Raw genomic sequence first — 14,290 nt, 5'->3', positions numbered from 1 at the left:
ATTCATACGCTCTTATTTTTTATTTTTATTTTTGAATATTCAAAAACAATCAAACGATTGCTAAATCAATATCCGGAATATTTAAACGATTCATATCGCTTATATTTACCGTTTTTTGCATTTTTTCATTTCGGAATAAAGTGGTCAACTGAATGAAAATGCTGATCTGCTCTTTTGATATTTTTAATTGAACAGACATATTTTTTAAAGATTTTTCAGATAAACTATTTTTTTGGCATTTGAAAATAACCGACGCATCAACTATTTCCAGACTGAGGGGGATGATATTTCCGTCAATTAAATCTTTTCCAAAGTCTAAGACGACATCTCCGACTTCCATTGAAAACTCATATTTTCCATCCATAATGCGAACAGACATACAATCGCATTCAATATCATATTTTATTGAATCCGGAGATAATTCAATATTTTTCATAGAAATCAAAACACCTCCCATATTTTTATACTCAAGGCAACATAACTTCAAATATTGAGGGTGTTTAAATTTTTTTCGATTTTGTTCAAATCAAAAAGGATATATTAAATCAATCAAGTTTATGATGGCTATGAATTTTCAGATACTTGACGCGGACTATAAATTAATCGGCGAAGACGAGCCGGTGATTCGCCTTTTCGGGCGAGATGAAGACGGGAAAAGTGTTTGCTGCCTGATTCCCGGGTTCGAACCGTTTTTCTACATCAAAAGCAGCGCCGCCGACCAAAATGAAACCATAAAGCTTCTTCTGGAAACTTTTTCACAAATCGTCCGGGTGGAGCCGGTCGAAAAATACGGGCCGGTCGGGTATCAAACTCAAAAATCACCCTATCTGAAAATTATCGTGAAAGCCCCGAAAAACGTCCCCGAAATCCGTGACGACGTTTTGAAATTGCCGAACGTGGTGTCGCTTTATGAAAGCGATATTCTTTTCCGCAACCGCTTTTTGGTTGACCTTGACCTGGGCGGTTTTCAATGGGTTTTTGCCGAAGAAGACACGTCGCTTGACCGCGAACATTTGACAACGGAGATTCCGGTTAAAGCCGACACGATTATTTGTACCAAAAAAGTCACGCTGCTTGACCGTATTTCAAACGCGTCTTTACGCTATCTTTCTTTTGACATTGAATGTTTACCGGACCACGGTTCTATGCCGACGCCCGACAAATCGCCGGTGATTTTGGCCAGTTTCGCGTTTGAGCCGGCATGGAACGGCAAAAAGACGCTTGTTTTGGCCGGAAAGCCCAAACCGTCGTCCGCCACCTGGCTCCCCGAGTGGGACGAGGCGCCGGAATCCGAACATGAAATTGTTTGGCTCAAAGACGAAAACGAACTTTTTGAAAAAATATTTTCAACCATTAACGATTATGACCCGGATTTCATCACCGGATACAACATTTCCGATTTCGATATTCCGTATCTTCTCCAGCGCGCCGACGTTCTCAAAAAGAAAAACGCACGCATTCGAACGGGAATTGCCCGGGACGGAAGTTCAATTTATTCCCGAAAATTCGGCCTGACCGTCAAAACAGAAGTGACCGGACGAATTGTTGCCGACGCGCTTCCGCTGGTCCGCCGGAATTTCAGTTTAAAACAGTATACGCTCAGAAACGCCGCCAAAGAACTCTTGGGACGGGAAAAATTGGATGTGGCGCCGTCGGAAATGGAAGAGCACTGGTACGATAACGGGCAAAAACTTCACAAATTTATCGATTATTCACGCCGCGACTCGGAGCTGGCGCTTGAACTGCTGCTTGACTTGAAAATTTTGGACAAATACGTAGCGCTTGCCCGAATTACCAATTCCGTCATTCAGGAAATATTAGACGGCGGGCAAACGTCGATGGTTGAGCAAGTGATGCTGAAAGAGTACGGAAAACGCGACCGTGTCATGCCGATTAAGCCGGACGATGAAGTTTATGAAGAACGGGATTCCGAAGATGAAGGACTCAAAGGCGGCGCCGTTTTGGATCCGGTCCGCGGCCTTCATGAAAATGTGATTATCCTGGACTATAAATCGCTGTACCCGACGATTATGATGGCGCATAATCTTTGTTATACGACCGTCGTTGACGAAGGCACTGACTTGAAATCGTTGGGATTGACGGATGACGATTTAGACCGGACGCCTTCCGGCGGCATTTTTGTCAAAAGCCGTGTTTTAAAAGGTGTCGTCCCATCCATTTTGGAGGATTTGCTCAACCGCCGCGTGGAAACAAAGCGGAAAATGAAGCAAACCAAAGATGAGCATGAGATTTTGGCGCTTGACGCCACGCAAATGGCGCTTAAGATTTTGCTCAACAGTTATTACGGTTACTCAGGTTACTCCCGGGCGCGCCTTTACAGCATGTCGCTTGCGAATTCTGTGACCAGCATCGGCCGGGAAAATATTCTCAATACGGAAAAAATCATTACGGAAGACATCGGAAAAATCTACCTTTTCGAAAACAAAGCTTGGCTTTTTAATGAGATTCAAACAGAGTTTAAATCCCGCGGACTTTCGACTGAATCCGATTTTGAAACCGGAACACTCTCCGATTTGGATAAATCCGTGATTTCCGGAAGCGTTCTCATTGTGATTTTATCGGTTGTCTACGGGGATACGGACAGCGTTTTCATGCACTGTGCCCCCGAATCGGGCGGGGAGTTTTCGGATGAAATCTTTTCCTTAGATGACGCCGCGCTTGTCGGTTCAAAAGCCGCGTCGATTGTAACCGCTTCGCTTCCGGCACCGATGGAACTGGAATTTGAAGCTGTCGCCCGCCGCGCCGTTTTGATTGCCAAGAAACGGTATGCACAATGGCTGTTTGAAAGATCCGGCACCGGCTGGACCGACAAAATTAAAGTGAAAGGGATGGAAACGGTGCGTCGCGACTGGTGCGAACTGACGTCCGACACCATGAACCGTGTGCTGGAACTTGTGCTTATGGAAGGTAATGTGGACGAAGCCATCAAATACGTCCGGTCGGTGACAAGCGGTCTTCGGTCCATCAATCTGAAGGAGAATCCGGATTTCATCAACAAATTGATTCTGACGAAAAATTATTCCAAAAAAACGGACAATTACAAAAACAAGCAGCCGCATCTGACGGTTGTTGAAAAAATTAAAAAGCGGACCGGTGTGTCAACGCCCATCGGCACGCGTGTTCCGTTCGTGATTACCTCCGGAAAAGGTTTGTTTGTCGAGCGGGCGGAAGATCCGGAGTACGTGCTTAAAAATAACGTGCCGTTAGATGTCGATTATTATATTAAAAAACAAATTTTACCACCGGTTGAACGCATTTTGGAAGTTTTCGGCGTGGACGCCGGATCGCTGGACAAATACATGCAAAAGGGGCTCTTTGATTTCGGCGCCCCGGACGAGCCTGAAGTCAAAGCCAAGAAAGATCCGATTGTGTCGACGCAATCGAAATCATCGGACTTCACCATTGAAGGATTTAAAGCGTCACCGTCCAAACCAAAGTCCGGGTTTTCAGACCTGTACATGAATATGGACGCCGGTCCTGAAAAATCGCCGATGGTCAAAGAAGAAGCGGCAGATGATTTTGTGCCGTTTGACAGCGGCGTTTTTGAGGAAAAACCAAAAGACAATTCGAAAATTGAACCGGATTTCCAAAATGAAACAGATTCACACATTGAATTGGAAACCGAACCTGAGCCTGAAAATAATAAAATTGACAATACAGAAATACCGATTGCGGACGAAGTTTTCCCAAAACCCATTGAACAAACCTTGCCGAAAAATGAAGAAGGAAATGAAAAGAAGACAGAAACGAGAACGACAAAAAAACCGCAAAAATCATTGTTTGATTTTTAACGTTTTGGGCGATTTCTCATCTTTTATTTTTTACATTTTTTATTTTTTACATTTATTCTGTTTTTAAGTATCTTTTTCGGTTTCAGTTCCGGTTTCTTTTTTTGTTACGTCGTTGCACGCGCGTCAAAGCGACACATTTTTGCAGACTTTTTTTAAAACGGTACCGGTTTATTTTTCAACTCGTTTTTCTGAAAGCTTGTCCGTTGGTTTTTCTCCATAATTATTCGTCCCGTTCGATCCATTTTTGAGCAACAAAACAAGTTCGAAAATCAGAGGAATAAGGGCAAAAAGAATGTGAACCGTTGAGATCAACCATAAAAATCTGAAAATCACCCAGCCACCAAATTGGTTGAAATCATGAAGGCGGCGGACAGATTGGCAGAAGAAATAAATCGTAATTGAAACCCAAAAGGCAATGTAAATCACCAAAACGATGAAAAATAAAATTCCGGCGGCATCTAACGTCAATTCGTTTCGAGGAATGAAATTCCATAATTCATCGCCGTGTTCTAAGAAAAAACGGATGAATAAGGAATTCAAAATTAGCAGCAGGACATAACCGACCCATACAAAAAAATATGGTTTTTGATTCATTCGCCCTTGAAATGTAAAATTACGGTTAAACCATGAACGCTGTTCAAACGGTATATTTTCATGCGTTTGATTTTTCGAGTTATTACTCAATAAAACGAAGACGGCAAAAATTCCAATGAAAAGGACACCGGCGCAAAAAACGTAAACAAGAAACGTTTCCATTGCAGCCACACCTGTAACAAATTGAGTTTCACCGGCATATTTCGCATTCAGGTTGTCTGTGATGTCATTTCCATTTTCGTCATACAAATAAACCATCGGAAAATTTGCGACATTGTCATCATAAATGTCTATAAAATCCGGGTCTACTATTGTTTTTTCATTAAGGGGTAAATCCTCGTCCGTTTGTTGCGGTTGTTTATATGTGTAAGAATAAATGAGCGGGTCGCAATTGATGCCGTAAACGACGATATAATCATTTCTTCCAATGTGCATCATTTCGGCATAAACCGGCATATATGATCTGTAAGTCGCTTGGCGAAATCGGAGTTTTCCGTTAAGCCCTTCCTCGTAAGCAGCCACGCCGGAAATAGTTGTGTCCTCATCCGTGAATAATATAAAGACCGCTGAATCCACACTTTCCATTTTTAAAGGACGGATATTTCCTTCTTGGAAATGTTCACCTAAATCACTTTCTAAACTGTCAAAGTCATTTGGAATTGAAAAATCAGCCGAATAAATCATAAAAGACAGGAGAAGCGCCGTCTCTAAAATCAAAGCGACAAGAATCATATTTTTATCTTTTTTTGGTATCTTTCTTTGATCGTTGCTCATTTCCTATTCCTTTTTAAGATTTATTTTTATACAAATGATATTTTTGAATATATATGAATATACCCTTCATTCTAAAAAATATAATCAATATTATAAAAAAATAAATGATACTTGTCGGAAACAAAGTGAAATTATATGATTTGAACGATATGTTGACTTTTTCAAACAGAGAAGATGCCGAATTGAGACAATGTCATTTGCTTCTTTTTTTCCAATTTATTTTCGATTCCGCATTTATCCTGCACTATTTTCAATCCGTCTGTCACCGGTTTTATGTAGTCGCCGGACAACTCATATTTTTCCGACAAAAAATTGATTTTTTCATAAATTCCGGCCTTATGCTCTTTATTCAAGTGACCGGTCTTGTATAAAATCCGCGTTTGATCGTAAAGGTGCGGAAAATCGGCCTTGATAAATTCAAAATAAGATTTCCGGGTTTGTCCGCGCAAAAAAAGCGCGGCTGCGATAATATAATCGGCGCCGATCTTTTTTGTTTCGGAAAAAATCGGCTCCAAATTTTCAATTCCGTCCGTCAGAAGCGGCATCACCGGCATCACATGGACACCAACGGTCGCCTCTGTTTTTTTGAAACGTTTTAAAAAACCAAATCGTTCCGCTGAGGTTGAACAATTCGGTTCGATGATTTTTTGAAGAGATTCGTTCGTGGTCGTAATGGTTGCGGCGATATTGACAAAGGCAACTTTTGAAAGTTCGTCAAATAAATCAAAATCCCGTAAAATAAGCGCGGACTTCGTGGAAATGTTCACCGGATTTTTGTATTTGATCATCAGCTTTAAAATGTCCGGCATGAGCGCGTATTCCTCTTCCGCTTGCTGGTAACTGTCGGAGACGCCGCCCAAATTAATGAATTCCCGCCGGCGGCCGGGACGGCTCAATTCCTTTTCAAGGCTCTCAACGATGTTGGTTTTGGCATAAATATGATTGTAATAGTTGCCGGACACAGACCTTTCATTTTTGGAATCAGAAGCATTGGAAAACTCCTCATTTTCCTGCCTTAAATATTTGTGCGAATAAAGCGCGTAACAATATTTACAGCCGTGTTCGCACCCGCGGTACACATTTAAGTCCCAATAATGCGGAAAAAGACCGCGGACCGGATGAAGGGCGGACTTGCAAGTGATCGGTTGATATTGAACAGGCGACTTGTCCATAAGTATGAATTTGTCTCTCTATTTTAAAGGATTGAGAATGCGAAGTGAAAGTGTGCAGCAAACAAGAATTACAACTTCTGCATTTTTTGCGGAGAATTATTTATATATTCTCCGCATAATATGCGGTAAATAGGGTATTTATCGGGTATTGTTCAAGAAATCAGATATATACATAGAAGCAGATTGACGGTACAATTACCGCATATTTTGCGGTGAATAAATAAAATATTCACCGCAAAAGAGGATGACGAATGACGAATTATATATATCAGCAAGAAGATTGGCCAAACTTTACGTGGGATGATAAAAATCTCATTTTTTCTTTGGGCCGGGTCCGCAATTTGCAGGGAAAACTTATCGGAAAAATGACATCATTCGGGGTTTTACAGGAAAATGAGGCGATACTTAAAACGATGACATTGGACATCATCAAGTCGTCCGAAATTGAAGGTGAAAAACTCAATCTTGAACAAGTCCGTTCATCAGTCGCCCGGCATTTGAAAATCAATATTTCGGGTATGGTTCCTTCCGGCCGGGACGTGGACGGAATGGTGGAAATGATAACGGATGCCACGCAAAATTATCAAAAACCACTGACAAAAGAACGATTATTTTCGTGGCATACCGCCCTTTTTCCGGACGGACAAAGCGGCATTCATCCAATCGCAATCGGTGATTGGAGAAAAGATGAAAACGGTCCAATGCTTGTTGTTTCCGGTCATGCCGGAAAAGAAAAAATACACTACCAAGCTCCGGAAGCATCTGCTATTCCCGCTGAAATGCACCAATTCCTTTCGTGGGTCAACCAAGAGGAAAATGGACGTGATGAAAGCCGGACAGATCCGGTCATCAAAGCCGGAGTTGCCCATTTATGGTTTGTGACGATTCACCCGTTTGACGACGGGAACGGACGAATTGCCCGGGCCATTTCGGATTTACTTCTCGCCCGCGCTGACGGATCAGCACAACGTTTTTACAGCCTGTCCGCACAAATTCAAAAAGAACGGAAAAATTACTACGCAATGCTTGAAAAAACACAGAAAGGAACAACGGACATAACCGAATGGCTTTCCTGGTTTTTGAATTGTCTGGAACGCGCTTTGATTGAAGCTGACAACATTTTGAAGAAAATCCTTCAAAAAGCCGATTTTTGGAAAACGCATGCACAAACGCCTCTGAATGAACGGCAACGGTTGATGATCAATAAACTTTTGGACGGATTTGACGGAAAACTTCAAACGTCCAAATGGGCAAAAATCACAAAGTGTTCAACGGATACAGCTCTTCGTGATATCAAAGATTTGATCGGAAAAGATATTTTAAAACAAGATCCGAAAGGCGGAAGAAGTACAAGTTATATATTGGTTGAATTTGAAAAACCTTGACCTAAAAATAAAACTCAAAGCTGAATAAAAGTTGAAAAGAAATAAAAAATGAAAAGGAAAATTGAAAAGAAATAAAAAATGAAAAGGAAAATTGAAAAGAAATAAAGAAGGAAATTGGAAAAGGATGAAAAACCTTTTTTTTCACTTTTTATTTCAAATTCCGGAAATTTGATTGACGTTATTTTCCTTTGCTCATATCCATGATTTCATATGGAATGTCTTCGGATTCCAACCGCGACATCAAATACGGCACTTCGTCTTCGACAATAACCAACGCTGACGGAAGGCCATGGTAAGCGGCCTGAATGACAGATTCGGGCGCGCCGAACATGACATGAGGTTCAATATTGAGGCGTTTTAACGCCATTAAAGCTTCCGTTCCGACGGCGGCGATATATGGTTTTGATTCGACGATCGGTTTTAACCGGTCCAGATTCGTATGGGACGATCCGCCGCGTTTGATTCTGGGGATTTTACAAATCGTGATGGATTGCGTTTCCGTGTGCATATATCCTTGAAGATCCGTGACACCGACATCGTATCCTTTTTCGCCGGCCAGAATAGCCGTTCCGAAAATACCGGTATCCCGGGTTTTGTTGGCATAAAGGAGGCCGTCACGCATTTCAATATAGACTTTATCGTCTTTTTTGATATTTTCATCGCAGATGGCAGTCCATGTGGACACGTGGCTGATGATGTCTTCCATCACCAATTGGGAATAACGGCGCAGTTCCGCCGCGTTTTCCAAAACCCATTCAACACCGTCTTTTGTGATTTTGTAACGGACACGTCCGTCCGAATGAATCAATCCGTCCGCAGTCAATTCTTTAATATATTCCGAAACCGCCTGCGGCGTGATTCCGATTTTGATCGCCACTTCTTTTTGGCGGACAGTCGGCTGACGGGCCGCAATTTCCGTCAAAACTTGAAATTTGGTCATTTCACTTTTGCTTTGAAGGATTTTCGAGCTCACGGTCAGATCTCCTCGTCTTTTTCAATCAATTTAAGCCGCTGTCCCATCACGGAGAGGCGGTCGGAACGCCGCGCGGTCGCGCAAATCAAACAAGTATTCATGTTCAGTTCCCGCGTTAATTTGCTCATGGATGTATTGCCTTCGGCGACAAGCTCCTCCAAACTCTCGATGGTGTCTTTGACTTCCTCATACGGTTTAAAAGCCAACATAATGATGTCGCTTAAATCTTCAAACGAACTCTGGAAATTGACCTGAACGTTGGTATAAGAAGTATGATATTCCTTAGACGGCGCGCTTCCGGGCTCGGGGACACGCCATTTGCTTTCAAGCAATCCGGCTTTCTTTAAATTAATTAAACTGCTGAGCGAATCGGCTTCGATCGCTTCGTCAAGTTCTTCTTTGGTCATCCATTCCGTTAAAAGTAAATCAAAAACCTTTTTATGCGTGCGTGACCCGAAAGTTCTGAGTAACGGGACCAAATAAGAAGGGTCGTTAATAATGCGCGTTCTTTCTCCCATTGCAAGACCTCATATGTGTGGTTTAAAATTGCCGATAAATTATCATCTGTTTTTGTAAAAGCGATTGTTGTAAAAACATATCAAAAACAAGTGCATAAGGTTTGTATCCAAACATGATAAAAGTTATATGCATTCATTCTGTATATTCTCATGTTTTTACCTTGAAGTCAGAAAAAATGTTTTCTTTTTCAAGCCTGACGAAATCATTAAAATTTGATTTGTAAAAGACAGAGACATAAAGTAAGGTTTGCAAAGTATTTTAAAGTTTTTAAAAAAAGAGCAAACAAAAACCTAAAAATAAAAAAGTTCAAAAATGACATGAAAAAATCAAATTTTCTTTCTCTCAAAAACCGGACAACTCCAAAAATCAATGACATCCATCATTCATATATTTTTAGAACTCAACAACAAATACAGTCAAGTCTGCGGAACAATAATTTTTTCAAAAAGCGAAAATCATGACTCAAAACCGGTGCCTCTTATGCAAGAACATGTAAATTTATCCGTTGAAATTGATGACCTTTTAAAAGACGGAAGACAGCTGTCAATCAGTGGAATTACCCGGGAATTGAAAAAAAGAGGGATTAATGAACACCGTTTGATTGTCACCGGCTACCTACGGGCAATGAACGATTTAAACCGTTTGAATGAATTTGACTTATCGCCGTCTAAGATTTATACATTGATTCCGGGAGAATACAAAAAATCTTTAGTGCCGGAAACGCCTGCTGAAGACCTGCAGGAAATCGCTTTTGAAACCGAAACGGTTGAAGACGACAACTCTTTTGACAAGACGGATTTTGGCGCTGAGAAAGAGAGGGAAACGGAGAAGATAAAATCCGAAACGGAATCCGATATTTACCGGATGGTCGGCGCCAAAATATCCCATCTGGCTTCTTTTGCCGTCCGTTTTGAAACGGCGGTTTATTTGTACACCACTCTTTTTGAAAGACCGTGTTTTGAATCGGAACTGGTGGCCACCGGACTTGATGCCCATCAAATTGCGCGTTATTTTGGCGGAAAAGAGTTGTTGGTCGTCAAAGTGAAAAACGATAAGAAATACGCCGACGAGTTTTCGGAAATCGCCAACGGAACGTCGGCTTACGAGTTGCCGGCCGAAAAAATTGATGCCGGTATTTTAATCCGTACGGTCAAAATCTTAAACGCGATTTTAAAAGATGAAGTGGATGTGTCGAAATTGGCAGCGAAAACATCGACGAAGAGTCTTCTTGATTTTTGAGTTTGTTTTTTTAATTTTTTTGCCGTTGAGTTAATATAGAAACAAACAATAAAGGGCGTGCTCGTTTAACAGCTATTCATATTAAAATATAATTATAGTTATATGAAATAGGCAATCCAAAAACATTGTATTCAAATACAGTTACCCCGCAGCAAATATTCAATAATATGAACAAAAAGGGACAAATATGAAAAACATAAAACAAGTCTTTTTACTCACTGCCATTTTGGCGGTTTTTTTCGTTCTGGCGGCAGCGCCGGCATTGGCAAATACGGCAACCGTTACAAGCATAACGGATGCCAATTCAAACTTGACAGCTTGGATAACCGGGACAGAGCCCCACATTTTGATGCTGGACGCTGACAATTGGACCGGTACCGGAACGATTACAATTCCATCGGAAATCAACAATTTAAAAATTCAAAGCAATAATGAAAGCAAGGAATTAAACGTCAGCATTGTTGCAGCTTCCCGCACAACGGTTTTGAATTTGACAATCAAAGATTTAAACCTAAATGTAACAGCTGCATCCGATCAACACGGCATTGACATCGATGGCGTTACCGGAACAACTCTTTTCCTTGAAGACAACAACACAATCCGGGGAAATTTAACCGGCGTTCACGTCGGTTACGGCAATTTTTTGACAATCACTGCAATTGAATCCGTCAAGGACACGAATCATCTGAAAATTTACGGCGGAGAGAGTAGCGCCGGGATTGGCGGAAGTTACCAAGAAGCAAGCGGAGAAGTTGTCATCAACGGTTTTGTCGTGATTGACGAGGCAATGGGCGGCAACGCTGTAATCGGTGGCGGCGGCGCAGCAATCGGTGGCGGCGGCAGCGAAAGCGGGACCGTGACGATATCAGGCCCTGTCAGAATTAAAATGGCAACGGGAGGAAATAGCGGCGGAAATGGCGGTGGTGCAGCAATCGGTGGCGGTGGCGGTGACGGAGCCGGAACCGTGACGGTATCAAACGCGGCAATAATTGAATCAGCAATAGGGGGCTGTGGTGAATATGGCGGCGGCGCAGCAATCGGTGGTGGTGGCGGTGGCGCCAACATCGCTGGCGGAGCCGGAACCGTGACGATATCAAACGCGGCAATAATTGAAGCAGCAATGGGGGGCACCGGTGACGACGGCGGTGGCGCAGCAATCGGCAGCGGTGGCTGTGGCGTCAACAGAGATGGCAAAGACGGGATCGTGACGGTATCAGACGCGACAATAATTAAAGCAACAGGTGGACCCGGTGGTGACGGGTGCGGTGCAGCAATCGGTAGCGGTGGCGGTGGCTACAGTGGCGTCAGTGGAGCCGGAATCGTGACGTTATCAAACGCAACAATAATTGAAGCAACGGGAGGTCGCGGCGGCGTTGACAGCGGTGGCGGCGCAGCAATCGGTGGCGGTGGCGGCGGCTACAATGGCGTCAGTGGAGCCGGAATCGTGATGATATCAAACGCAACAAAAATTTATACGGTAACGGGTGGAAGCGGTAACAGGAACAGTGGCGGTGGCGCAGCAATCGGCGGCGGTTCCGGCAAAGTCGGTGGAGTCGGAACCGTGACGATATCAGACGCAACAATAATTGAAACAGCAGTGGGTGGAAGCAAAGGCAGTAGCAGCAGTGGCGGCGCAGCAATCGGCGGCGGTGGCGGGGGTTATAACGATGTCGGCGGAGACGGAAATGTTACAATAAACGGTGGTACGATCGTCGTCACGCCAACTGGCAGTCATTACGCAATCGGCGGCGGACAAGGAAGGACAAACGGCAATTCAACAATTACCATTGACGGCGGAAGCATTCGAACAACTACGGGAACACTTCTCGGAGGAGCGCCAAAAAACAGCGCCGGAAATAGTGTTGAACCTTATACCATAGACTTTGGACCTCAAAACGCAAAAAAGCGCTATAACATGACAAACGCAGAAGTCACTCCACCATGCGCCTTTTCCTCGTACACGGATGAAAATGGAAGATTGTATTTGTACAAAACGCCATCCGGGTCGCCGATATTAACGGGAATAACAACACAACCGAAAAACACGGCGGCTTTTGTCGACGGATCCGCAAGCTTTACGGTAACAGCCGTCGGGAATTATCAATGGCAAAAGAATATTTCCGGAACTTGGACGAATATTACCAGCGGCGGAATTTTATCGACATACATAATCAATCCGGTGGCAATCGGAAATGCCGGCTCTTACAGAGTCGTTGTGACAGATTCAGCATCGAATACATTTAATTCAAATGAAGTCACGTTGGTGGTTTTGTCAACGCAACCGGCAAACACAGCCGCTTTTGAAGGAAAACCGGCTTCGGTTTCAGTGACGACAACACATGAAACACTTCCGGCCGGACTTTCTTACCAATGGTATTTCGAATCAACGCCGGTTGGCGTAAACTCGGCAACCTACACCATCGGTTCCATGAATAGTGGGTATTACGGAAATTATACGCTGACCGTAAGAAACTCAACCGATAATGTTTCCGTATCAGATCAGGCGCATATTAAAGTTGTGGGAAATCCGGAAAGTACGGCGGCTTTTGAAGGAAATACCGCGTCGTTTGAAACGACATTGACCGGAACGCTCCCAACCGGATTTTCCTACCAGTGGCAGAAAAATAATTCCGGATTTGCTGACATAACCGGCGAAACCGGAACCGAATTGTCATTCTCCGCCGCCGACAAAACAAATGACGCCGGAGAATATCAATTGTTAATCAAAAACGGCACAACGGTTGTTTCAACATCCGACGCCGTTTGGCTGACAGTCGTCACCCATCCGTCCGACATCACAGAATTTGAAAACCGCGACATCACATTTGCTGTCACTCAAACCCCGGAAGCGTCTGTTTCCGGAGTGACGCTGACTTACGAATGGTACAAATCTCCGGACACAACAAACCCGATTACCGGCGCGACAACTCATGAGTTGGCGATGACAAATATTTCTCCGGCGGACAGCGGTTCGTATTCTGCGAAAATCGACGGAATAACCGACCTATCCGATCCGGCGGACTTGACTCTTCTCGCTCACCCCGTCAACCAAACCATTCAGGAACACCACCTGACAACGTTTGTGGTGACGGATATTTCAGGTCTGTCTTATCAATGGCTTGTTGACAAAAACGACACGAACGGCTTTGTCGAGTTGGCCGGCGAAACCAATGCGTCCCTGAGTATCAATGCGCTTTTGAACATGAACGACTGGAAATACAAAGTCCAAGTCACCGGATCCGGAATTGATGGAACGATTGAATCGGATGTTGTTGTCCTGACGGTGACAAAGACGCCGTCAAGCGGCGGTTACGGTGACGAAAACGTGAAAGTTGTGGATGGAAACGGATTCGGACAGCAACAACCACAACAAAACGGAACGGCAACGAACGGAACAAACGGGACCGAACAACAAAATGGAACGAATGTTTCTCAAAACCAAAGCAATCCGGAACAAGAGACAGGAGGAGGTAATAATAATGGCCTTCCGTCTTGGATTTGGATTGTCGTCGTGATTATTGTTATCATAATCGGCGGCGTTGCGTATTGGTATTTCTACAAAAGAAATAAAGAGAAGGAAACATCTGACAAAAATTAAAAAAAATCTAAAAACTGTTGCCGGCAAAGGAAAGCTTTGCCGGCTTTTTTGATAATTTATGAAGAGACAAAACTTATTATGAAGAGACAAAACTTATTTTGACCGGCTTTTGTAAACCTCTTCTTATTTTTTGCAAAAAAATAACCAAAGTCCGGCAAAACGGAAGGCTAACTTTAAATAATGAAATATGTTATGCATTTTATTGTTTTTTTCAGTGTCCGAAA

General features: G+C 43.2%; 9 protein-coding genes. 4 read left to right on the top strand and 5 right to left on the bottom strand.

All coding sequences use genetic code 11. The features are described from left to right. Positions 1-49: 49 nt before the first annotated feature. Positions 50-436 (bottom strand): hypothetical protein, encoded by a 387-nt coding sequence (locus tag MsAc7_RS03350; RefSeq protein ID WP_338103177.1) that lies wholly within the window; start codon positions 434-436, stop codon positions 50-52. Between the two features lie 130 nt (positions 437-566). Here MsAc7_RS03350 and MsAc7_RS03345 point away from each other — a divergent pair, with 130 nt between their 5' ends. Then, on the top strand, positions 567-3,812 hold the full coding sequence (locus MsAc7_RS03345; RefSeq protein ID WP_338103176.1) for a DNA-directed DNA polymerase: 3,246 nt from the start codon (positions 567-569) through the stop codon (positions 3,810-3,812). A 168-nt stretch (positions 3,813-3,980) separates the two neighbouring features. Here MsAc7_RS03345 and MsAc7_RS03340 read toward each other — a convergent pair whose 3' ends face one another. Continuing rightward, positions 3,981-5,180: a DUF805 domain-containing protein gene (locus MsAc7_RS03340; RefSeq protein ID WP_338103175.1), complete on the bottom strand. Its 1,200-nt coding sequence runs from the start codon at positions 5,178-5,180 to the stop codon at positions 3,981-3,983. 161 nt (positions 5,181-5,341) lie between these two features. Next, positions 5,342-6,352, bottom strand: a complete 1,011-nt coding sequence (locus MsAc7_RS03335) for an SPL family radical SAM protein (RefSeq protein WP_338103174.1) — start codon at positions 6,350-6,352, stop codon at positions 5,342-5,344. 251 nt (positions 6,353-6,603) lie between these two features. On the opposite strand from MsAc7_RS03335, the gene MsAc7_RS03330 reads away from it, so the two are divergent. Further along, on the top strand, positions 6,604-7,737 hold the full coding sequence (locus tag MsAc7_RS03330) for a Fic family protein (RefSeq protein WP_338103173.1): 1,134 nt from the start codon (positions 6,604-6,606) through the stop codon (positions 7,735-7,737). A 178-nt stretch (positions 7,738-7,915) separates the two neighbouring features. Here MsAc7_RS03330 and MsAc7_RS03325 read toward each other — a convergent pair whose 3' ends face one another. Together MsAc7_RS03325 and MsAc7_RS03320 are read right to left on the bottom strand one after the other, a co-directional pair. After that, positions 7,916-8,677, bottom strand: a complete 762-nt coding sequence (locus MsAc7_RS03325; protein WP_420847465.1) for a DUF7839 domain-containing protein — start codon at positions 8,675-8,677, stop codon at positions 7,916-7,918. Between the two features lie 35 nt (positions 8,678-8,712). Then, positions 8,713-9,228 (bottom strand): ArsR family transcriptional regulator, encoded by a 516-nt coding sequence (locus MsAc7_RS03320; protein WP_338103171.1) that lies wholly within the window; start codon positions 9,226-9,228, stop codon positions 8,713-8,715. A gap of 481 nt (positions 9,229-9,709) precedes the next feature. Between MsAc7_RS03320 and MsAc7_RS03315 the strand changes: the two genes are divergently transcribed. Both MsAc7_RS03315 and MsAc7_RS03310 read left to right on the top strand, forming a co-directional pair. Beyond that, complete coding sequence (locus MsAc7_RS03315) at positions 9,710-10,468, top strand: hypothetical protein (protein ID WP_338103170.1); 759 nt, start codon at positions 9,710-9,712, stop codon at positions 10,466-10,468. 187 nt (positions 10,469-10,655) lie between these two features. Next, the gene (locus MsAc7_RS03310) at positions 10,656-14,066 is read left to right on the top strand and encodes a hypothetical protein (protein WP_338103169.1); all 3,411 of its coding nucleotides are present in this window, start codon (positions 10,656-10,658) and stop codon (positions 14,064-14,066) included. Positions 14,067-14,290: the final 224 nt, after the last annotated feature.

It is taken from the genome of Methanolapillus millepedarum (assembly GCF_032594115.1).
Classification (GTDB): Archaea; Halobacteriota; Methanosarcinia; order Methanosarcinales; family Methanosarcinaceae; genus Methanolapillus; species Methanolapillus millepedarum.
Note: the sequence above shows the minus strand (reverse complement) of the source record. Positions and strands in the feature narration are given on the sequence as shown.